Raw genomic sequence first — 21778 nt, 5'->3', positions numbered from 1 at the left:
GGATATCCCCCAAAGATTGGAAAGGCGGCACAACGAAATAAGCGCCTATTGTAGCCGGACGGGCCGGACTTATCCACATGCCGATGCGCTGAGGCCCCAAGCAAATCAAGACCTTAATAAAAGCAGGCAGGCCGACGGACGGTCGTCCTGGACTTTGTGGATAACCCTTGCTTTGAAGGGGGTACATCCCTGCGCACAGCCGTGTGGAAAAAACCGCTGTGGATAACCATCTCGTTCATCCCCAGGCTTCGCTCAGGAAGGAAACAGCCTCGACACCGGTTCTCGACAACCTTTTGCCTGCCGGAGAAACACGCAGTTGCTGGGCTTCGTCGAGTTATGCACAGAAAAGCGCCGTCCCAAGAGCATTAACCGTTTCTATCCTTTAAAAGAAAAATGACTTCCTTGTATCTATCTATTACGTCATCGCTGGTTGGAAATTGACCTGCCCGTTCGATTTCACTAGAATCGCCGGTCTCTTTAAACGGGGTCACTGCGACCTCAAGTCGTCAACCCAGGTACCGAATCATGAAACGTACTTTCCAACCCAGCACCCTCAAGCGCGCTCGCGTCCACGGTTTCCGCGCCCGTATGGCCACCAAGAACGGCCGTCAGGTTCTGTCGCGTCGTCGCGCCAAAGGCCGTAAGCGTCTGACCGTCTGATTTATCCGGTACGGGTGGTGAGTCGGGACTTCGACCGGGACAAGCGTCTACTGACAGCCCGGCAATTCAGCGCAGTCTTCGACTCTCCGACCGGCAAGGTCCCCGGCAAGCACGTCCTGCTGCTGGCGCGCGAGAACGGTCTCGATCACCCCCGCCTGGGCCTGGTGATCGGCAAGAAGAACGTCAAGCTCGCCGTCCAGCGCAATCGCCTCAAACGCCTGATCCGCGAATCGTTCCGCCATAACCAGGAAACCCTGGCTGGCTGGGATATCGTGGTGATCGCGCGCAAAGGCCTGGGCGAACTGGAAAATCCGGAGCTGCACCAGCAGTTCGGCAAGCTCTGGAAACGCCTGTTGCGCAATCGACCTCGCACGGAAAGCCCTGCTGACGCCCCTGGCGTGGCCGACGGTACTCATGCATAGGTCGATGCCCGCGCATCCCGATCCCTGTAGTGTCATCCCCCCTTCGATGACCCGGCACCGTCGTTCCCAGCCAAGTTGTACTTCCCTAGCGTACGAGGCTATCGCGCAGCATGGCCCGCGACGCAATGGTCGCCCGAGTGCGGTTTCCTCCACTCGGCTCCATCACTGGCAATCCCGTAGCCGCGATCTGCTACTGTCAGTTTCCTTCAAGCACCGCCCTTTCTCGATGGCCGAGTAACCATGGACATTCAACGCTCGATTCTCATCGTCGCCCTTGCAGTCGTGTCCTACCTGCTGGTTCTCCAGTGGAACAAGGATTACGGTCAGCCTGAGCTGCCCGCCGCCAGCGCTTCGATGAACACCACGCAAGGCCTGCCGGACACTCCGTCCGCCTCGGGCACCAGCAGTGACGTTCCCACTGCCCAGAGCAGCGCGGCCGGCAGCGAAGCCGCCGACAAGCCGGTTGCGGTCAGCGACAAGCTGATCCAGGTGAAGACCGACGTCCTCGACCTGGCCATCGATCCCCGTGGCGGCGATATCGTCCAGCTCGGCCTGTTGCAGTATCCGCGCCGCCTGGACCGTCCGGACGTGCCGTTCCCGCTGTTCGACAACGGTCGCGAACGTACCTACCTGGCGCAGAGCGGCCTCACCGGTGCCGACGGCCCGGACGCCAGCAGCGCCGGCCGCCCGCTGTTCCACAGTGCGCAGAGCAGCTACCAGTTGGCCGACGGCCAGAACGAACTGGTCGTGGACCTGAGCTTCAGCCACGACGGTGTCAACTACATCAAGCGCTTCACCTTCCACCGTGGCCTGAAAGCCGATTGCTCGGACAAGGAAAAGGCCCAGAAGAAGATCGAGTGCATCAATGAAAACGCCTATCAGGTCGGCGTCAGCTACCTGATCGACAACCAGAGCGGCAAGACCTGGAGCGGCAACCTGTTCGCCCAGCTCAAGCGCGACGGCAGCGCCGACCCGTCCTCGACCACCGCCACCGGGGTGTCCACCTACCTCGGCGCCGCGGTCTGGACCCCGGATTCGCCGTACAAGAAGATCTCCACCAAGGACATGGACAAGGAACAGTTCAAGGAGTCCGTGCAGGGTGGCTGGGTCGCCTGGCTGCAACACTACTTCGTGACCGCCTGGGTTCCGACCAAGGGCGAGCAGCACCAGGTCATGACCCGCAAGGACGGCCAGGGCAACTACATCGTCGGTTTCACCGGCCCGACCCTGAGCGTTCCGGCGGGTAGCAAGGTGGAAACCGACCTGACCCTGTATGCCGGCCCGAAACTCCAGAAGCACCTGAAGGAACTCTCCCCGGGCCTGGAACTGACCGTCGACTACGGTTTCCTTTGGTTCATCGCCCAGCCGATCTTCTGGCTGCTGCAACATATCCACAGCCTGATCGGTAACTGGGGCTGGTCGATCATCGCCCTGACCGTCCTGATCAAGCTGGCCTTCTTCCCGTTGTCCGCCGCCAGCTACCGTTCGATGGCGCGCATGCGCGCGGTGTCGCCGAAGATGCAGGCGATCAAGGAACAGCACGGCGACGATCGGCAGAAGATGTCCCAGGCGATGATGGAGCTGTACAAGAAGGAGAAGATCAATCCGCTGGGCGGCTGCCTGCCGATCCTGGTCCAGATGCCGGTCTTCCTCTCCCTCTACTGGGTACTCCTGGAAAGCGTGGAAATGCGCCAGGCGCCGTGGCTCGGCTGGATCACCGACCTGTCGGTGAAGGATCCGTTCTTCATCCTGCCGATCGTCATGGGCGGCACCATGCTGATCCAGCAGATGCTCAACCCGACCCCGCCGGACCCGATGCAGGCCAAGGTGATGAAACTGATGCCGATCATCTTCACCTTCTTCTTCCTCTGGTTCCCAGCCGGTCTGGTGCTGTACTGGGTAGTCAACAACTGCCTGTCGATCGCACAGCAGTGGTACATTACCCGCAAGATCGAGGCAGCCGCGAAGACCGCCTGACGTCTATCGCGAAAACTGTCCACAACAAGACGCCCCCTCGAGGGGCGTCTTGCTATCCGGAGATATCCACATGCAAGCCGCCACCGAAACCATCGTCGCGATCGCTACCGCCCAGGGCCGCGGCGGCGTGGGAATCGTCCGCGTCTCCGGACCTCTCGCCGGACAGATGGCCGTGGCCGTGAGCGGACGCCAGCTGAAAGCCCGGCATGCGCATTACGGACCGTTCCTCGATGCCGGTGGTCAGGTGATCGACGAAGGCCTGTCACTGTATTTCCCAGGCCCGAACTCGTTCACCGGCGAAGACGTACTCGAACTGCAGGGGCACGGCGGCCCCGTGGTACTCGACCTGCTGGTGCAGCGTTGTCTGGAACTGGGCGCCCGCCAGGCGCGACCGGGCGAGTTCAGCGAGCGCGCGTTCCTCAACGACAAGCTCGACCTGGCCCAGGCCGAAGCCATCGCCGATCTGATCGAGGCCAGCTCGGAGCAGGCCGCGCGCAATGCATTGCGTTCCCTGCAGGGCGAATTCTCACGCCGGGTACATGCATTGACCGAGCAACTGATTTCCCTGCGCATCTATGTCGAAGCCGCCATCGACTTCCCCGAGGAAGAAATCGACTTCCTCGCCGATGGCCATGTACTGGGGCTTCTGGAAAAAGTACGCACAGAATTATCCACAGTGCAGCGCGAAGCTTCCCAAGGCGCCCTGCTGCGCGACGGCATGACCGTGGTCATCGCCGGACGACCGAATGCCGGCAAGTCCAGCCTGCTGAATGCCCTGGCCGGTCGCGAGGCGGCCATCGTCACGGACATAGCCGGCACCACCCGCGATGTACTACGCGAACATATCCACATCGATGGCATGCCCCTGCATGTGGTGGACACCGCAGGCCTGCGGGATACCGAGGACCATGTGGAAAAGATCGGCGTGGAACGTGCGCTGAAAGCCATCGGCGAAGCCGATCGCGTGCTGCTGGTGGTGGACGCCACCGCCCCGGAAGCAGCAGACCCGTTTTCCCTATGGCCGGAGTTTCTCGACCAGCGACCGGAACCGGGCAAGGTCACCCTGATCCGCAACAAGGCGGATTTGTCCACAGAGTCCATTGGCCTCGAGGAAAGCGCGGACGGCCACGTCACCATCACCCTCTCGGCGCGCACCGGCGCCGGCCTGGAGCTGCTGCGCGAACACCTGAAGGCCTGCATGGGCTTCGAACAGACCGCGGAAAGCGGTTTCAGCGCCCGCCGGCGCCACTTGGAAGCGCTACGCCTGGCAGGGCAGGCGCTGGAGCATGGCCACAGCCAACTTATCCACAATGGCGCCGGCGAACTGCTGGCCGAGGATCTGCGCCAGGCCCAGCAGCACCTGGGCGAAATCACCGGCGCATTCACCCCCGACGACCTGCTGGGTCGCATCTTCTCGAGTTTCTGCATCGGCAAGTAATGGGGCTCGGCCCACGCCGAGTTGTGGATAACCAGGGCAAGGTTCGCTCCGGTTCTGCGTACTTTCCTTTCACTGTGCCCCTTGCCGCCGGCACTCAACCACGCAGGCATGGATTGCCGGCGCGCCGCTTCGTCCCCGAGAAAACCATCTGCGCCGATGTCGGTCTGCATGGGATGGATATCCACCTGGGAGAGGTTTATGCACAGGCACCGCGCTCCGATCCGGCGTCCGCGAAGGCGCTGCGCTGTGGTCAATCTCTATCTGCTCGCCCCTCTCGAACGGCGTATCTATCCCGTTGTCTCGCCTGGCGCTATCGCCACGCGCCGGGACGTTCCGTGCACGCAAGTCAACCCGGTCAGCGGTTTATCCACAAGCCTGGAAGAGATTCTGCGAAAAGAGCTGTTGCAGACCCTGGACTCCGTCGATACCGGCCAGGCGGGGCCCTCGCCTTCGGCTCCCACGGCGTCCCACGGCGAGCACTCGGACACTACAGCATGGAGATCGTAGCCAACCTGGCGGTGTGGCTCGGCGGCGAATGCCAGGTCGGACAGATGATCGACTGGTTCGGCAGTTACGACCGCACTAGCGGGCTCAGTGCTCGGCTACCGCTGCGCAAACCCGCTAACGAGGGCTCCGAGCGGGATTTCCAGGTCTCCGCCAAGCGCCGCTTCGAGCGCCTGTCGTCATCCATCGATACGCTGGAAAGCGGCAACGACTGAGCCTTTCCCACGCCTTTCCATCTCCTTCTTCCTACCTGGCTGCGGTCCTGCCGCGGCCCGGATACGCTCGCCTGAAACCTGTGGAAAACCCCAGGGACAGGAGGGTAGATAAACCCGCCGAAGCTCTGTGCATAACTCCACATGTTGATAACGAGCCATTCCATCCACAGCTAAAAAACGCTTATCAACAGGGCCCAGATAGGGTTTGGGACAGCCTTATCATTCGCTACAGGCTATGTCTTTACTGGGCTCGACGTACTTATCAACAGAAAAGCCGCTGCTAAGTAATAAACACAAGTTCTAAAAAGATATAAACATTCCTTTCCTTTTATTTTTTGTAAGCCCGCCGAGCCGTTTTGCTCCCTCGATCTGGATTGGCTATTTTTTGTCCAGGAGTCTTCATTCAGGTTCGCTAAATCCTTATACTGTCTGGCTTTCCTGAATTCCTGCTTCTGAACAGGCCGAGGTGCGTGGTGGATTTCCCTACCCGTTTTGACGTAATCGTGATCGGCGGTGGCCATGCAGGCACCGAAGCCGCACTCGCGGCTGCGCGCATGGGTGTGAAAACCCTGCTGTTGACCCACAATGTGGAAACCCTGGGGCAGATGAGCTGCAACCCCGCCATCGGCGGCATCGGCAAGAGCCATCTGGTCAAGGAAATCGACGCCCTTGGCGGCGCCATGGCCGAAGCCACCGACAAGGGCGGTATCCAGTTCCGCATCCTTAACAGCCGCAAGGGGCCGGCAGTGCGCGCCACTCGTGCACAAGCCGATCGCGTGCTCTATAAGGCCGCTATCCGCCATACACTGGAAAACCAGCCGAACCTGTGGATATTCCAGCAGGCCTGCGACGACCTGATCGTCGAGCAGGATCAGGTCCGCGGCGTAGTGACCCAGATGGGACTGCGCTTCCATGCCGACAACGTGGTCCTGACTACCGGCACCTTCCTCGGCGGACTTATCCACATCGGCCTGGAGAACTACTCAGGCGGACGCGCCGGCGACCCGCCGTCCATCGCACTGGCGCGTCGTCTGCGTGAATTGCCGCTGCGGGTCGGCCGGCTGAAGACCGGTACGCCGCCGCGGATCGACGGGCGCAGCGTGGACTTCTCGGTGATGACCGAGCAGCCGGGCGACACGCCGATCCCGGTGATGTCCTTCCTCGGTTCGAAGGAACAGCATCCCGAGCAGGTCAGTTGCTGGATCACCCATACCAACGCCCGGACCCACGAGATCATCGCCGCCAATCTCGATCGTTCGCCGATGTATTCCGGTGTGATCGAAGGCATCGGCCCGCGCTACTGCCCTTCGATCGAAGACAAGATCCATCGCTTCGCCGATAAGGAAAGCCACCAGGTCTTCCTCGAGCCGGAAGGCCTGACGACCCACGAGCTGTATCCCAACGGCATTTCCACGTCCCTGCCGTTCGACGTGCAACTGCAGATCGTGCGTTCCATCCGTGGCATGGAAAACGCCCACATCGTGCGGCCGGGCTATGCGATCGAGTACGACTTCTTCGATCCCCGCGATCTCAGGTACAGCCTGGAGACCAAGGTCATCGGCGGCCTGTTCTTCGCCGGCCAGATCAACGGCACCACCGGCTACGAGGAAGCTGGCGCCCAGGGCCTGTTGGCCGGCGCCAATGCTGCGTTGCGTTCGCAAGGCAAGGACAGCTGGTGCCCGCGCCGCGACGAGGCCTACATCGGCGTGCTGGTGGACGACCTGATCACGCTCGGCACCCAGGAGCCGTACCGCATGTTCACCTCGCGGGCGGAATACCGCCTGATCCTCCGCGAGGACAACGCCGACCTGCGTCTCACCGAGAAGGGACGCGAGCTGGGCCTTGTCGACGATCGGCGCTGGGCTGCCTTCGAAGCCAAGCGCGAAGGTATCGAACGCGAGGAACAGCGGCTGAAGAGCACCTGGGTGCGGCCGAATACCCCGCAGGGCGACGCCATCGCCGAGCGCTTCGGTACGCCGCTGACCCATGAATACAATCTGCTCAACCTGCTGAGCCGCCCCGAGATCGATTACGCCGGCCTGGTGGAGATCACCGGCGACGCTGTGGATAACCCCCAGGTGGCCGAGCAGGTGGAGATTCGCACCAAGTACGCCGGCTACATCGACCGCCAGCAGGAGGAAATCTCCCGTCTGCGCGCCAGCGAAGATACCCGCCTGCCTGTGGATATCGATTACCTGGGGATTTCCGGCCTGTCGAAGGAAATCCAGAACAAGCTGAACCAGGCCCGTCCGGAAACCCTCGGACAGGCTTCGCGGATCCCCGGCGTCACGCCGGCTGCGATTTCGCTGTTGTTGATCCACCTGAAGAAGCGTGCCTCTGGCCGCCAACTGGAGCAGAGCGCTTGATGTCTGCGGTAACCCAACACCACGCCGACGAACTCGCGCGCGGTGCTGACGAGCTAGGCGTCGCCCTCGACGCCGACAAGCAACGCCAGCTGCTGGCCTACCTGGCCCTGCTGATCAAATGGAACAAGGCCTACAACCTGACCGCCGTACGCGACCCGGACGAGATGGTTTCGCGCCACCTGCTCGACAGCCTGAGCATCGTGCCTTATGCCGAGGCTGGGGATAACTGGCTGGATGTCGGCAGCGGCGGCGGCATGCCCGGCGTGCCGCTGGCCATCCTGTTCCCGGAAAAGCGCCTGACCCTGCTCGACAGCAACGGCAAGAAGACCCGCTTCCTGACCCAGGTGAAGCTCGAGCTGAAGCTGGCCAACCTCGAAGTCGTGCACAGCCGGGTGGAAGCCTTCCGTCCCGAGAGCCCCTTCGATGGCATCGTTTCCCGCGCTTTCAGCAGCCTGGAGGACTTCGCCAACTGGACCCGCCACCTCGGTGGCCAGGAAACCCGCTGGCTGGCGATGAAGGGCGTGCATCCGAACGAAGAGCTGGCGGCACTCCCGGAGGATTTCCGGGTCGAAGCCGAGCACGCGCTGGCGGTACCCGGTTGCCAAGGTCAGCGGCATCTGCTGATACTGCGGCGCACAGCATGAGGGGGAACAGGGATAACCATGGCTAAGGTATTCGCGATCGCCAACCAGAAAGGCGGTGTCGGCAAGACCACGACCTGTATCAACCTCGCGGCCTCCCTCGTGGCGACCAAGCGCCGCGTCCTCCTGCTGGACCTGGATCCCCAGGGCAACGCCACCACCGGCAGCGGCATCGACAAGCACAACCTGGAGCACTCCATCTACGACGTGCTCACCGGCGAGTGCAACCTCGCCGAGGCCATGCAGTTCTCCGAACACGGCGGCTACCAGTTGCTGCCGGCCAACCGCGACCTGACCGCCGCGGAAGTGGTGCTGCTGGAAATGGACATGAAGGAAAATCGCCTGCGCAACGCGCTGGCGCCGATCCGCGAGAACTACGACTACATCCTCATCGACTGCCCGCCGTCGCTGTCGATGCTCACCGTCAACGCGCTGACCGCCGCCGACGGCGTGATCATCCCCATGCAGTGCGAGTACTACGCGCTGGAGGGGCTGACCGACCTGATGAACAGCATCCAGCGCATCGGCCAGTTGCTCAACCCGACGCTGAAGATCGAGGGTCTGTTGCGGACCATGTACGATCCGCGCATCAGCCTGACCAACGATGTCTCCGCGCAGTTGCAGGAGCATTTCGGCGACACCCTCTACAGCACCGTCATCCCGCGTAACGTGCGCCTCGCCGAAGCCCCCAGCTTCGGCATGCCGGCGCTGGTTTACGACAAGCAATCCCGCGGCGCCATCGCCTACCTGGCGCTGGCCGGCGAGCTGGTCCGCCGCCAGCGCGCCAAAGGCCGCGCCGCAACCGCATAAGGAACCCGCATGGCAGCCAAGAAACGTGGACTGGGACGCGGGCTCGATGCCCTGCTGGGCGGCTCGAGTCCCGCCAAACTGCAGGAGGAAGCCGTACAGGCCGACCGCCGCGAGTTGCAGCAGATCCCCCTCGACCTGATGCAGCGCGGCAAGTACCAGCCGCGTCGCGACATGGACCCTCAGGCGCTGGAGGAACTGGCGCAGTCGATCAAGGCCCAGGGCGTGATGCAGCCCATCGTGGTGCGGCCGATCGCCAATGGCCGCTACGAGATCATCGCCGGCGAGCGGCGCTGGCGGGCCAGCCAGCAGGCCGGACTGGAAAAGATCCCGGCGCTGGTGCGCGACGTGCCGGACGAAGCGGCCATCGCCATGGCGCTGATCGAGAACATCCAGCGCGAGGACCTCAACCCGATCGAGGAAGCCGCTGCCCTGCAGCGCTTGCAGCAGGAGTTCCAGCTGACCCAGCAGCAGGTCGCGGAAGCGGTCGGCAAGTCGCGCGCGACCATTACCAACCTGCTGCGCCTGATCGGCCTGCCGGAAGAGATCAAGACCCTGCTTTCCCATGGCGACCTGGAGATGGGCCATGCCCGTGCGCTCCTCGGTCTGCCGGCAGAACGGCAGGTGGAAGGGGCGCGACATGTTGTCGCACATGGGCTGACCGTACGTCAGACCGAAGCCCTGGTTCGGCAGTGGACGCATGCCCCGGGCAAGCCTGCGGGACCGGTCAAGAGCGACCCGGACATCGCCCGCCTGGAACAGCGCCTGGCCGAGCGCCTGGGCGCTTCGGTGCAGATCCGGCATGGTCAGAAGGGCAAGGGACAGTTGGTCATCCGCTACAGCTCCCTGGATGAACTGCAGGGCGTTCTCGCCCACATCCGTTGACACACTTTGGGTTGTAGCGGGTAGTCGGAAATCACTACCAGCCAGTTGAACAGGGGGGACTCCCCCCCTATACTCTGCGCGCTATTTTGTGGGCACTTTTTATGCCAAGTCGTTGATTTGGCAGTGCCGACACCAGAAGACTGAGAGCGCGATGGAGTCCCGCATGCCAAGTCGCCTGCCGGCATTCAGATTGCTGCTCGTCCAACTGGTAGTAGTGCTTGTTGCTGCGATCTCCCTGTGGATTTCTTGGGGACCGGTAGCCGGATATTCCGGACTGCTGGGAGGGATGATCGCCTGGTTGCCGAATTGTTATTTCGCCTACAAGGCGTTCCGTTTCAGCGGAGCGCGGGCTGCCCGGGAAATCGTTCGCTCTTTCTATGCGGGCGAAGCCGGGAAACTGATTCTGACGGCGGTGCTCTTCGCACTGACGTTCGCAGGCGTGAAGCCACTGATGGCGCCGGCTCTGTTCGGTGTCTATCTGCTGACCCTGATGGTCAGCTGGTGCGCACCCCTGCTGATGGGAAAAACATTTACAAGACCTTAGAGCGATTGAGGCAAACATGGCAGCAGAAACCGCTTCGGGTTACATCCAGCACCACTTGCAGAACCTGACCTTCGGGCGTCTGCCTAATGGTGATTGGGGGTTCGCCCACACCGCCGAGCAAGCCAAGGAAATGGGCTTCTGGGCATTCCACGTAGACACCCTGGGCTGGTCGGTACTGCTCGGCGTGGTGTTCCTGTTCATCTTCCGCCTGGCGGCCAAGAAGGCCACCAGCGGCCAGCCGGGTGGACTGCAGAACTTCGTCGAGGTGATGGTCGAGTTCGTCGACACCAGCGTCAAGGACACCTTCCACGGGCGTAACCCGTTGATCGCGCCCCTGGCCCTGACCGTGTTCGTCTGGATCTTCCTGCTCAACCTGATCGACCTGGTACCGGTGGACTACCTGCCGATGCTGGCCGCGAAGATCACCGGCGACGAGCACCTGTTCTTCCGCGCGGTGGCCACCACCGACCCGAACGCCACCCTCGGCCTGTCGATCTCGGTGTTCGCCCTGATCGTCTTTTACAGCATCAAGGTCAAGGGCATCGGCGGCTTCCTCGGTGAACTGACCCTGCACCCCTTCAGCAGCAAGAACATCGTCGTTCAGATCCTGCTGATTCCGGTGAACTTCCTGCTCGAGTTCGTGACCCTGATCGCCAAGCCGGTTTCGCTGGCGCTGCGTCTGTTCGGCAACATGTATGCCGGCGAACTGATCTTCATTCTGATCGCCGTCATGTTCGGTAGCGGAATGTTCCTGCTGAGTGCCCTGGGCGTAGCCCTGAACTGGGCGTGGGCTGTGTTCCACATCCTGATCATCACCCTGCAGGCCTTCATCTTCATGATGCTGACCATCGTCTACCTGTCGATGGCGCACGAAGACAACCATTAATCGATTCGCTTCAACCTTTAACCAACACGACAAAAAGTCGGGAGGAAAAATGGAAACTGTAGTTGGACTGACTGCTATCGCCGTTGCTCTGCTGATTGGCCTGGGTGCCCTGGGTACCGCCATCGGTTTCGGTCTGCTGGGTGGCAAGTTCCTGGAAGGCGCAGCTCGTCAGCCTGAAATGGTTCCGATGCTGCAGGTGAAAATGTTCATCGTCGCCGGCCTGCTGGACGCCGTGACCATGATCGGTGTGGGTATCGCCCTGTTCTTCACCTTCGCGAATCCCTTCGTTGGTCAAATCGCCGGCTAATCACTCGAATCATTCGATTTGAGTGTTTGACGGACAACGAACGAGCGAGGTGTTGGCGTGAACATTAATGCAACCCTGATTGGCCAGTCCGTTGCGTTCTTCATCTTTGTGCTGTTCTGCATGAAGTTCGTGTGGCCTCCGGTCATCGCGGCTCTGCAAGAGCGTCAGAAGAAGATCGCTGACGGCCTGGACGCTGCCAACCGCGCGGCTCGTGATCTGGAGCTGGCTCATGAGAAAGCGGGCCAGCAACTGCGCGAAGCCAAGGCTCAGGCAGCCGAAATCGTCGAACAGGCGAAGAAACGCGCTAACCAGATCGTCGATGAAGCCCGCGACCAGGCCCGTACCGAAGGCGAACGCCTGAAGGCCCAGGCCCAAGCGGAAATCGAACAGGAACTGAACAGCGTCAAGGACGCCCTGCGTGCCCAAGTGGGTGCCCTGGCCGTCACCGGCGCAGAGAAGATCCTGGGTGCTTCGATCGACGCAAACGCGCACGAGCAGCTGGTTTCCAAACTGGCAGCCGAGATCTAAGCGAGGGCGCTATGGCAGAACTGACCACGTTGGCTCGTCCCTACGCAAAGGCGGCTTTCGAGTACGCCCAGGCTCATCAGCAACTGGCCGATTGGTCGGCTGCGCTGGGTGTGCTGGCCGCAGTGTCGCAGGACGACACCGTGCGCCAGCTGCTCAAAGAGCCTCAGCTGACCTCTTCGGCCAAGGCCCAGAGCCTGATCGATGTGTGCGGCGACAAGCTGAATGCACCAGCCCAGAACTTCGTCCGGACTGTGGCTGAGAACAAGCGGCTCGAACTGCTGCCGACCATCGCTGAGATGTACGAGCAGTTGAAGGCCGAGCAGGAAAAGTCGGTCGAGGTAGAAGTCACCAGTGCCTTCACCTTGAGCAAAGAACAGCAGGACAAACTCGCCAAGGCTCTCAGCGCCCGGCTCAGTCGCGAAGTGCGGCTACATGCGTCGGAAGACGCGAGCCTGATCGGCGGCGTGATCATTCGCGCCGGTGACTTGGTAATCGATGGCTCGGTGCGCGGCAAGCTCGCGAAACTGGCCGAAGCGTTGAAATCTTGAGTTTGAAGGGGCAGCGGCATGCAGCAACTCAATCCTTCCGAAATTAGTGAAATCATCAAGGGGCGCATCGAGAAACTCGACGTCGCCTCCCAAGCACGAAACGAAGGCACCATCGTCAGCGTGTCCGACGGTATCGTGCGCATCTACGGTCTGGCCGACGTCATGTACGGCGAGATGATCGAGTTCCCGGGCGGCGTCTACGGTATGGCGCTGAACCTGGAGCAGGATTCCGTGGGTGCCGTGGTCCTGGGTGAATACCAGGGCCTCGCCGAAGGCATGAACGCCAAGTGCACCGGGCGCATCCTGGAGGTTCCGGTCGGTCCGGAACTGCTGGGTCGCGTAGTCGACGCACTGGGCAATCCGATCGACGGCAAGGGTCCGATCGACGCCAAGGCCACCGACGCGGTCGAGAAGGTCGCTCCGGGCGTGATCTGGCGTAAGTCGGTAGACCAGCCGGTACAGACCGGCTACAAGTCGGTCGACGCCATGATCCCGGTAGGCCGTGGCCAGCGCGAGCTGATCATCGGCGACCGCCAGATCGGCAAGACCGCCCTCGCGGTCGACGCCATCATCAACCAGAAAGACAGCGGCATTAAGTGCGTCTACGTGGCCATCGGCCAGAAGCAGTCCACTATCGCCAACGTCGTACGCAAGCTGGAAGAGAACGGTGCCCTGGCCAACACCATCGTGGTCGCCGCCAGCGCTTCCGAGTCCGCCGCCCTGCAATACCTGGCGCCGTACTCCGGTTGCACCATGGGCGAATACTTCCGCGATCGCGGTGAAGACGCCCTGATCGTCTACGACGACCTGTCCAAGCAGGCCGTGGCTTATCGCCAGATATCCCTGCTGCTGCGCCGTCCGCCGGGCCGCGAAGCCTACCCGGGCGACGTGTTCTATCTCCACAGCCGTCTGCTGGAGCGCGCTTCCCGCGTTTCCGAAGAGTATGTCGAGAAGTTCACCAACGGCGCCGTGACCGGCAAGACTGGCTCGCTGACCGCGCTGCCGATCATCGAGACCCAGGCCGGCGACGTTTCCGCGTTCGTTCCGACCAACGTGATCTCGATCACCGACGGCCAGATCTTCCTGGAATCCGCCATGTTCAACTCGGGTATCCGTCCGGCCGTCAACGCCGGTATCTCGGTATCCCGCGTAGGTGGCGCGGCCCAGACCAAGATCATCAAGAAGCTGTCCGGCGGCATCCGTACCGCTCTGGCCCAGTACCGTGAACTGGCGGCCTTCGCCCAGTTCGCCTCGGACCTGGACGAAGCGACCCGCAAGCAGCTGGAGCATGGTCAGCGCGTTACCGAGCTGATGAAGCAGAAGCAGTACGCGCCGATGTCGATCGCCGAGATGTCGCTGTCCCTGTATGCCGCCGAGCGTGGCTTCCTGCAGGACGTCGAAATCGCCAAGGTCGGTAGCTTCGAGCAGGCGTTGATCTCCTACTTCCAGCGCGAGCATGCCGCTCTGCTGGCGAAGATCAACGAGAAAGGTGACTTCAACGACGAAATCGACGCGGGCATCAAGGCCGGCATCGAGAAGTTCAAGGCCACCCAAACCTGGTAAGCCGCAGCGGGAGCCGCGAGGCTCCCGCCTGCTAACCCGATAGGTGTCAAATGGCAGGCGCAAAAGAGATTCGCAGCAAGATTGCGAGCATCAAAAGCACGCAAAAGATCACCAATGCCATGGAAAAAGTGGCGGTGAGCAAGATGCGCAAGGCACAAATGCGCATGGCGGCCGGCCGTCCCTACGCGGAGCGTATTCGCCAGGTGATCGGCCATCTGGCCAACGCCAACCCGGAATACCGTCACCCGTTCATGGTCGAGCGTGAAGTCAAGCGCGTCGGCTACATCGTGGTGAGCAGTGACCGTGGTCTGTGCGGCGGTCTGAACATCAACCTGTTCAAGTCCCTCGTCAAGGACATGAGCGGCTACCGCGAGCAAGGGGCGGAAATCGACCTTTGCGTGATCGGTAGCAAGGGCGCTTCGTTCTTCCGCAGTTTCGGCGGCAACGTCGTGGCAGCTATCAGCCACCTCGGCGAAGAGCCTTCGATCAACGACCTGATCGGCAGTGTCAAGGTGATGCTCGACGCATACCTCGAAGGCCGTATCGATCGCCTGTTCGTGGTCTCCAACAAGTTCGTCAACACCATGACCCAGAAGCCGACCGTGGAACAGCTGATTCCGCTGGTGGCCGATGACGATCAGGAGCTGAAGCACCACTGGGACTATCTCTACGAACCCGACGCCAAGTCGCTCCTCGACGGGCTGCTGGTGCGTTACGTGGAATCCCAGGTGTACCAGGCCGTGGTTGAGAACAACGCCTGTGAGCAGGCGGCCCGGATGATTGCAATGAAGAACGCTACCGACAACGCCGGCGAGCTGATCAGCGATTTGCAGCTGATCTACAACAAGGCGCGTCAGGCGGCGATCACCCAGGAAATCTCGGAAATCGTCGGCGGCGCTGCCGCGGTGTAAGAACAGGTTCAAAATTCAGAGGAACCAGACATGAGTAGCGGACGTATCGTTCAAATCATCGGCGCCGTGATCGACGTGGAATTCCCGCGCGATGCCGTGCCGAGCATCTATGAAGCCCTGAAGGTTCAGGGCGTTGAAACCACCCTGGAAGTCCAGCAGCAGCTGGGCGACGGCGTGGTTCGTTCCATTGCGATGGGTTCCACCGAAGGCCTCAAGCGTGGCCTGAACGTGGACAGCACTGGTGCTGCCATCTCCGTGCCGGTCGGTAAAGCGACCCTGGGCCGGATCATGGACGTACTGGGCAATCCGATCGACGAAGCCGGTCCCATCGGCGAAGAAGAGCGCTGGGGCATCCACCGCGAAGCTCCGTCCTATGCCGACCAGGCTGGCGGCAACGAGCTGCTGGAAACCGGCATCAAGGTGATCGACCTGGTCTGCCCGTTCGCCAAGGGCGGCAAGGTAGGCCTGTTCGGCGGCGCCGGCGTGGGCAAGACCGTCAACATGATGGAACTGATCCGTAACATCGCCATCGAGCACAGCGGTTATTCCGTGTTCGCGGGTGTGGGCGAGCGTACTCGTGAGGGTAACGACTTCTACCACGAGATGAAGGACTCCAACGTACTGGACAAGGTAGCCCTGGTATACGGCCAGATGAACGAGCCGCCGGGCAACCGTCTGCGCGTCGCACTGACCGGCCTGACCATGGCCGAGAAGTTCCGTGACGAAGGCCGTGACGTTCTGTTGTTCATCGACAACATCTACCGTTACACCCTCGCCGGTACCGAAGTGTCCGCACTGCTGGGCCGTATGCCGTCCGCGGTGGGCTATCAGCCGACCCTGGCCGAAGAGATGGGCGTTCTGCAGGAACGCATCACCTCCACCAAGAAAGGTTCGATCACCTCGATCCAGGCCGTATACGTTCCCGCGGACGACCTCACCGACCCGTCCCCGGCGACCACCTTCGCCCACCTGGACGCGACCGTCGTACTGTCCCGTGACATCGCCTCGCTGGGTATCTACCCCGCGGTCGACCCGCTGGACTCGACCTCTCGCCAGCTCGATCCGCTGGTGATCGGCCAGGATCACTACGACACCGCTCGCGGCGTCCAGTATGTTCTGCAGCGCTACAAGGAGCTGAAGGACATCATCGCGATCCTGGGCATGGACGAACTGTCCGAAGCCGACAAGCTGCTGGTGGCGCGCGCTCGTAAGATCCAGCGCTTCCTGTCCCAGCCGTTCTTCGTAGCGGAAGTCTTCACCGGCTCGCCGGGCAAGTACGTTTCCCTGAAGGACACCATCGCTGGCTTCAAGGGCATTCTCAACGGCGACTACGATCACCTGCCGGAGCAGGCGTTCTACATGGTCGGCGGTATCGAAGAAGCGGTCGAGAAAGCCAAAAAACTGTAATCCTGTGCGCCCGGCGACGGGCGCTCATGTGAGGCAAGCGTATGGCCATAACAGTCCATTGCGACATCGTCAGCGCCGAGGCGGAGATCTTCTCCGGCCTGGTCGAGATGGTTATCGCGCACGGCGCTCTGGGTGACCTGGGTATCGCCCCGGGCCACGCGCCGCTGATCACCGACCTGAAACCGGGCCCCATCCGCCTGGTCAAGCAGGGCGGCGAGCAGGAGGTGTACTACATCTCCGGCGGTTTCCTCGAAGTCCAGCCGAACATGGTCAAGGTCCTCGCCGACACCGTGGTTCGTGCCGGCGACCTCGACGAAGCGGCCGCCCAGGAAGCCCTGAAGGCTGCCGAAAAGGCGCTGCAGGGCAAGGGTGCCGAGTTCGACTACAGCGCCGCTGCCGCGCGTCTGGCCGAAGCCGCAGCCCAGCTGCGCACCGTCCAGCAACTGCGCAAGAAGTTCGGCGGCTGATTTCCAGCCGGTACTTCTAGCGGTGTCAGGGAAAAGGGTAGCCTGTGGGCTACCCTTTTTTCGTTTTGCATCTTCACTCACAGGTTTTGCCTGTGACCACCAGGAACGGTAGTCCAGTCCATGTCCCTTGAAATCGTGATTCTCGCCGCCGGCCAGGGCACCCGCATGCGTTCGGCCCTGCCCAAGGTCCTCCATCCCATTGCCGGCAAGCCGATGCTCGGCCACGTCATCGACTGCGCGCGCCAGTTGCAGCCGGAACGGATCCACGTGGTGATCGGCCACGGCGCGGATCTGGTGCGTGAGCGGATGGCCGCCGACGACCTGAATTTCGTGCTCCAGGCCGAACAGCTCGGTACGGGCCATGCGGTGGCCCAGGCCCTGCCGTTCCTCAGTGCAGACCAGGTGCTGATCCTCTACGGCGACGTGCCGCTGATCCAGCTGGACACCTTGCAGCGCCTGCTGGCGCAAGTCACCCCGGACCAGTTGTCGTTGCTCACCGTCGACATGCTCGACCCCACCGGCTACGGCCGCATCGTCCGTGACGACCAGGGCGCGGTGCAGGCCATCGTCGAGCACAAGGACGCGACCCCGGCGCAGCGCCAGATCGGCGAGATCAACACCGGCATCCTCGCGGTGCCGGGCAAGCGCCTTGCCGACTGGCTCGGCCGCCTGTCCAACGACAACGCCCAGGGCGAGTACTACCTGACCGACGTGATCGCCATGGCGGTCGGCGACGGCCTGGTGGTGGCCAGCGCCCAACCGCTGGACGCGATGGAAGTGCAGGGCGTCAATGACCGCATGCAACAGGCCCAGCTGGAGCGTCACTACCAGCGCCTGCGCGCAGAGGAGCTGATGTGCCAGGGCGTGACCCTGCTCGATCCGCAGCGCCTGGATGTCCGTGGCGAAATCTCGGTCGGCCGCGACGTGCTGATCGACGTCAATGTGGTGCTGGAAGGCCGCGTGGTGATCGAGGACGACGTGCGCATCGGACCGAACTGCGTGATTCGCGACAGCGTCCTGCGGCGTGGCGCGGTGATCAAGGCCAACAGCCACCTGGAAGGCGCGGAGCTGGGCGAGGGTAGCGATGCCGGTCCGTTCGCCCGCCTGCGTCCGGGCAGCGTGCTCGGCGCTCGGGCCCATGTCGGCAACTTCGTCGAACTGAAGAATGCCCGCCTGGGCGAGGGCAGCAAGGCCGGCCACCTGAGCTACCTGGGCGATGCCGAGCTGGGCGCCAACTGCAATATCGGCGCCGGCACCATCACCTGCAACTACGATGGCGCGAACAAATTCCGCACCGAGCTGGGCGACGATGTGTTCATCGGCTCGAACAACTCGCTGGTGGCGCCGCTGAAGATTGGCGATGGCGCGACGACCGCGGCCGGCTCCACCATCACCCATGAGGTTCCGGCGAAGAACCTGGCTTTCGGCCGCGCCCGGCAGAAGAACCTGGAAAACTGGAAGCGCCCGGAAAAAATCAAGAAGTAACGGAGCGGCACGGATGCCGAAGCCTGCGAAATGGATCGTGCTGGGGCTGCTCATAGCCGGGGCGGTGCTACCCGAATGGCCGCGGATACCCGTCGAAGGCGCCAGTGCCCGCGACTGGAATCCGCGAACCTTCTGGTTCGAGCCCTGGGGGCGCTCCGGAGTGCACAAGGGCATCGACATCTTCGCCCGCAGCGGCACCCCCGTACGCTCCGCCAGCTACGGCCTGGTGCTCTATCGCGGGGAGATCGCCCTCGGCGGCAAGGTCGTCCTGGTGCTGGCGCCCAAGTGGCGCCTGCATTACTACGCCCATCTCGATAGCCTCGACGCCTATCCGGGCCAGCCGGTCCTCGCCGGTTCCCGCCTGGGTGCGGTCGGAACCACCGGCAACGCGCGCGGCAAGCCGGCCCACCTGCACTACGCGATCATCACCTTGCTGCCCTATCCCTGGCTGGCCGACGCCAGCACCCAGGGTTGGAAGAAAATGTTCTACCTCGATCCCAATACGGTGCTGCCGAGCCGATGAAAAGTCATTGACGGGAATCGCCGGATAAGTTTTGATTCGCACACTTTTCTTTCGAAACGAAACTTAAGTGATCTCGAAACGTAATACGCCGCAACGTCGCCATGCCATCCTCGCGCTGCTTTCCGAGCAGGGCGAGGTCAGCGTGGACGCACTCGCCAAGCGCTTTTCCACCTCGGAAGTGACCATCCGCAAGGACCTCGCCGCCATGGAAAGCCACGGCCTGCTGTTGCGTCGCTACGGCGGTGCGGTGCCGATGCCGCAGGAACTGATCGGCGAAGCCGCACAGCCCGTCTCGCCCTACAAGCAGGCTATCGGTCGCGCCGCCGCGGCGCGCATCCGCGAGCATGCGCGGATCATCATCGACAGTGGCAGCACCACCGCGGCGATGATCCCCGAACTCGGGCACAAGCCGGGCCTGGTGGTGATGACCAACTCACTGAACGTGGTCAACGCCCTGCGCGAACTGGAGCACGAGCCGGTGCTGCTGATGACCGGGGGGACCTGGGATCCGCATTCCGAGTCGTTCCAGGGGCAGGTTGCCGAGCAGGTGCTGCGTTCCTATGACTTCGACCAACTATTCATCGGTGCCGACGGCATCGATCTCGAACGCGGGACGACCACGTTCAACGAATTGCTGGGCCTGAGCCGGGTGATGGCCGAGGTCGCCCGCGAGGTGATCGTCATGGCCGAGGCCGACAAGGTCGGTCGGCGCATTCCCAACCAGGAATTGCCCTGGAGCAGCATCCATACCCTGATTACCGACGAGCGCCTGGAACCTTCCGCGCGCGAAAAGATAACCGCCCGGGGCGTCACGCTGATCTGCGCCCCGGTCGAGCCCTGAAAGGAGAAAGACCCCATGTGTGGAATCGTAGGCGCGATCGCCGAGCGCAACATCACCCCCATCCTCATCGAAGGCCTCAAGCGCCTCGAGTATCGCGGCTACGACAGCGCCGGCGTGGCGGTCTTCGATAACGAAGGCAGGCTGCAGCGCTGCCGCCGGGTCGGCAAGGTCGCCAGCCTGGAGGAAGGCCTGGCCGGTACGCCGCTGCTCGGCCGCCTGGGCATCGCCCATACCCGCTGGGCGACCCACGGCGCGCCAACCGAAGGCAACGCCCACCCGCATTTCTCCAGCGACGAACTGGCGGTGGTGCACAACGGCATCATCGAGAACCACGAACCTCTCCGTGAGCGGCTCAAGGGCCTGGGCTACGTGTTCACCTCGCAGACCGACACCGAGGTCATCGTCCACCTGCTGCATCACAAGCTGCAGTCCATCGGCGACCTGACCCTGGCGCTGAAGGACGCGGTCAAGGAATTGCACGGGGCCTATGGCCTGGCAGTGATCAGCGCGGCGCAGCCGGACCGCATCGTCGCCGCCCGCAGCGGCAGCCCGCTGGTGATCGGCCTCGGGCTTGGCGAGAACTTCCTCGCTTCCGACCAACTGGCGCTGCGCCAGGTGACCGATCGCTTCATCTACCTGGAAGAAGGCGACATCGCCGAGATCCGTCGCGACAGCGTGCGCCTGTGGGATGTCCAGGGCAACGACGTGCAGCGCGAGACCGTGCAGTACCACGAAGGCGCCGAAGCCGCCGACAAGGGCGAGTACCGGCACTTCATGCTCAAGGAAATCCACGAGCAGCCCAGCGTCGTGCAGCGCACCCTGGAAGGCCGCCTCGGGCAGAACCAGGTAATGGTGGAAAGCTTCGGCCCGCAGGCGGCGGAGCTGTTCGCCAAGGTTCGCAACGTGCAGATCGTCGCCTGCGGTACCAGCTACCACGCCGGCATGGTCGCCCGTTACTGGCTGGAAAGCCTGACCGGGATTCCCTGCCAGGTGGAGGTTGCCAGCGAGTTCCGCTACCGCAAGGTCGCGGTGCAGCCGGATTGCCTGTTCGTCACCATCTCCCAGTCCGGTGAGACCGCCGACACCCTGGCTGCCCTGCGCAACGCCAAGGAGCTGGGCTTCCTCTCCAGCGTGGCGATCTGCAACGTTGCCACCAGTTCGCTGGTGCGCGAATCCGACCTGACCCTGCTGACCCAGGCCGGCCCGGAAATCGGCGTGGCCTCGACCAAGGCCTTCACCACCCAGTTGGTCGCCCTGCTGCTGCTGACCCTGGGCATCGGCCAGGTGCAGAAGCGCCTGGCCGATGGCGTCGAAGCCGAGCTGGTGGACGAACTGCGTCGCCTGCCGACCCGGCTGGGCGAGGCGCTGGCGATGAACCGGACGGTGGAGAAGGTTTCCGAGCTATTCGCCGAGAAGCACCACACCCTGTTCCTCGGCCGTGGCGCGCAGTTCCCGGTGGCCCTGGAAGGCGCGCTGAAGCTCAAGGAAATTTCCTATATCCATGCCGAAGCCTACCCGGCCGGCGAACTCAAGCATGGCCCGCTGGCGCTGGTGGACAGCGACATGCCGGTGGTTACCGTGGCGCCGAACAACGAGCTGGTGGAGAAGCTCAAGTCGAACCTGCAGGAAGTCCGCGCCCGCGGCGGCGAACTGGTGGTGTTCGCCGACGAAGGCGCGGGCATCGAGGCCGGCGAGGGCACCCATGTGGTGGGCATGCCGCACATCGGCGACGTGCTCTCGCCGATCCTTTACACCATCCCGTTGCAATTGCTCTCGTACCATGTCGCCGTGCTCAAGGGCACCGACGTCGACCAGCCGCGCAACCTGGCCAAGTCGGTCACCGTCGAGTAACG

The 21778-nt window shown here is 62.6% G+C and carries 22 protein-coding genes; all 22 read left to right on the top strand.

Annotated elements, in window-relative coordinates:
• Positions 1–525 precede the first annotated feature (525 nt).
• The 22 genes from rpmH to glmS all read left to right on the top strand — a co-directional run bounded on the left by rpmH (position 526) and on the right by glmS (position 21776).
• Positions 526–660: a 50S ribosomal protein L34 gene (gene rpmH, locus ACM0M4_RS30970; protein ID WP_003100258.1), complete on the top strand. Its 135-nt coding sequence runs from the start codon at positions 526–528 to the stop codon at positions 658–660.
• A 14-nt stretch (positions 661–674) separates the two neighbouring features.
• Positions 675–1082: a ribonuclease P protein component gene (gene rnpA / locus ACM0M4_RS30965; RefSeq protein WP_003100251.1), complete on the top strand. Its 408-nt coding sequence runs from the start codon at positions 675–677 to the stop codon at positions 1080–1082.
• A gap of 240 nt (positions 1083–1322) precedes the next feature.
• Entirely contained in the window at positions 1323–3059 is a 1737-nt protein-coding gene (yidC, locus tag ACM0M4_RS30960; RefSeq protein ID WP_003097255.1) for a membrane protein insertase YidC, read from the top strand.
• 70 nt (positions 3060–3129) lie between these two features.
• The gene (mnmE, locus tag ACM0M4_RS30955) at positions 3130–4497 is read left to right on the top strand and encodes a tRNA uridine-5-carboxymethylaminomethyl(34) synthesis GTPase MnmE (RefSeq protein ID WP_003100248.1); all 1368 of its coding nucleotides are present in this window, start codon (positions 3130–3132) and stop codon (positions 4495–4497) included.
• A 494-nt stretch (positions 4498–4991) separates the two neighbouring features.
• Positions 4992–5216 (top strand): hypothetical protein, encoded by a 225-nt coding sequence (locus tag ACM0M4_RS30950; protein WP_019372331.1) that lies wholly within the window; start codon positions 4992–4994, stop codon positions 5214–5216.
• A 473-nt stretch (positions 5217–5689) separates the two neighbouring features.
• Positions 5690–7582: a tRNA uridine-5-carboxymethylaminomethyl(34) synthesis enzyme MnmG gene (mnmG, locus tag ACM0M4_RS30945; RefSeq protein WP_014603452.1), complete on the top strand. Its 1893-nt coding sequence runs from the start codon at positions 5690–5692 to the stop codon at positions 7580–7582.
• A complete protein-coding gene (gene rsmG / locus ACM0M4_RS30940; protein ID WP_003100242.1) occupies positions 7582–8226 on the top strand; it encodes a 16S rRNA (guanine(527)-N(7))-methyltransferase RsmG in 645 nt (214 codons plus the stop codon). Before mnmG ends, rsmG begins: the two co-directional genes overlap by 1 nt.
• An 18-nt stretch (positions 8227–8244) precedes the next feature.
• A complete protein-coding gene (gene soj, locus ACM0M4_RS30935) occupies positions 8245–9033 on the top strand; it encodes a chromosome partitioning protein Soj (RefSeq protein ID WP_003097243.1) in 789 nt (262 codons plus the stop codon).
• 9 nt (positions 9034–9042) lie between these two features.
• Complete coding sequence (locus tag ACM0M4_RS30930; protein WP_003100240.1) at positions 9043–9915, top strand: ParB/RepB/Spo0J family partition protein; 873 nt, start codon at positions 9043–9045, stop codon at positions 9913–9915.
• A gap of 163 nt (positions 9916–10078) precedes the next feature.
• The gene (locus ACM0M4_RS30925; RefSeq protein ID WP_003118473.1) at positions 10079–10459 is read left to right on the top strand and encodes a F0F1 ATP synthase subunit I; all 381 of its coding nucleotides are present in this window, start codon (positions 10079–10081) and stop codon (positions 10457–10459) included.
• Positions 10460–10475: 16 nt separating this feature from the next.
• Complete coding sequence (atpB, locus tag ACM0M4_RS30920; RefSeq protein WP_003100237.1) at positions 10476–11345, top strand: F0F1 ATP synthase subunit A; 870 nt, start codon at positions 10476–10478, stop codon at positions 11343–11345.
• Positions 11346–11394: 49 nt separating this feature from the next.
• The gene (gene atpE, locus ACM0M4_RS30915; RefSeq protein WP_003097235.1) at positions 11395–11652 is read left to right on the top strand and encodes a F0F1 ATP synthase subunit C; all 258 of its coding nucleotides are present in this window, start codon (positions 11395–11397) and stop codon (positions 11650–11652) included.
• A gap of 57 nt (positions 11653–11709) precedes the next feature.
• Entirely contained in the window at positions 11710–12180 is a 471-nt protein-coding gene (locus ACM0M4_RS30910; RefSeq protein WP_003100235.1) for a F0F1 ATP synthase subunit B, read from the top strand.
• An 11-nt stretch (positions 12181–12191) separates the two neighbouring features.
• Positions 12192–12728, top strand: coding sequence for a F0F1 ATP synthase subunit delta (locus ACM0M4_RS30905; protein ID WP_003097135.1), 537 nt, complete (start codon positions 12192–12194; stop codon positions 12726–12728).
• 18 nt (positions 12729–12746) lie between these two features.
• Positions 12747–14291 (top strand): F0F1 ATP synthase subunit alpha, encoded by a 1545-nt coding sequence (gene atpA / locus ACM0M4_RS30900; protein WP_003097134.1) that lies wholly within the window; start codon positions 12747–12749, stop codon positions 14289–14291.
• Positions 14292–14341: 50 nt separating this feature from the next.
• Positions 14342–15202 carry a F0F1 ATP synthase subunit gamma gene (gene atpG, locus ACM0M4_RS30895; protein WP_003097132.1) on the top strand — a complete coding sequence of 287 codons (861 nt, stop codon included), beginning with the start codon at positions 14342–14344 and terminating at the stop codon, positions 15200–15202.
• 30 nt (positions 15203–15232) lie between these two features.
• Positions 15233–16609, top strand: coding sequence for a F0F1 ATP synthase subunit beta (atpD, locus tag ACM0M4_RS30890; RefSeq protein WP_003097130.1), 1377 nt, complete (start codon positions 15233–15235; stop codon positions 16607–16609).
• 41 nt (positions 16610–16650) lie between these two features.
• The gene (locus tag ACM0M4_RS30885; protein WP_003097128.1) at positions 16651–17076 is read left to right on the top strand and encodes a F0F1 ATP synthase subunit epsilon; all 426 of its coding nucleotides are present in this window, start codon (positions 16651–16653) and stop codon (positions 17074–17076) included.
• Positions 17077–17196: 120 nt separating this feature from the next.
• Positions 17197–18561 carry a bifunctional UDP-N-acetylglucosamine diphosphorylase/glucosamine-1-phosphate N-acetyltransferase GlmU gene (gene glmU, locus ACM0M4_RS30880; protein ID WP_221345459.1) on the top strand — a complete coding sequence of 455 codons (1365 nt, stop codon included), beginning with the start codon at positions 17197–17199 and terminating at the stop codon, positions 18559–18561.
• Between the two features lie 13 nt (positions 18562–18574).
• Entirely contained in the window at positions 18575–19084 is a 510-nt protein-coding gene (locus ACM0M4_RS30875) for a M23 family metallopeptidase (protein WP_003097125.1), read from the top strand.
• A 67-nt stretch (positions 19085–19151) separates the two neighbouring features.
• On the top strand, positions 19152–19925 hold the full coding sequence (locus ACM0M4_RS30870; protein WP_009316056.1) for a DeoR/GlpR family DNA-binding transcription regulator: 774 nt from the start codon (positions 19152–19154) through the stop codon (positions 19923–19925).
• Between the two features lie 15 nt (positions 19926–19940).
• On the top strand, positions 19941–21776 hold the full coding sequence (gene glmS / locus ACM0M4_RS30865; protein ID WP_003097120.1) for a glutamine--fructose-6-phosphate transaminase (isomerizing): 1836 nt from the start codon (positions 19941–19943) through the stop codon (positions 21774–21776).
• Positions 21777–21778 lie beyond the last annotated feature (2 nt).

It is taken from the genome of Pseudomonas sp. 18-147, assembly GCF_051048045.1.
GTDB classification, from domain to species: domain Bacteria; phylum Pseudomonadota; class Gammaproteobacteria; order Pseudomonadales; family Pseudomonadaceae; genus Pseudomonas; species Pseudomonas aeruginosa.
The sequence above is the reverse complement of the archived record's forward strand: the minus strand, read 5'-3'. Positions and strand labels throughout refer to the sequence as shown.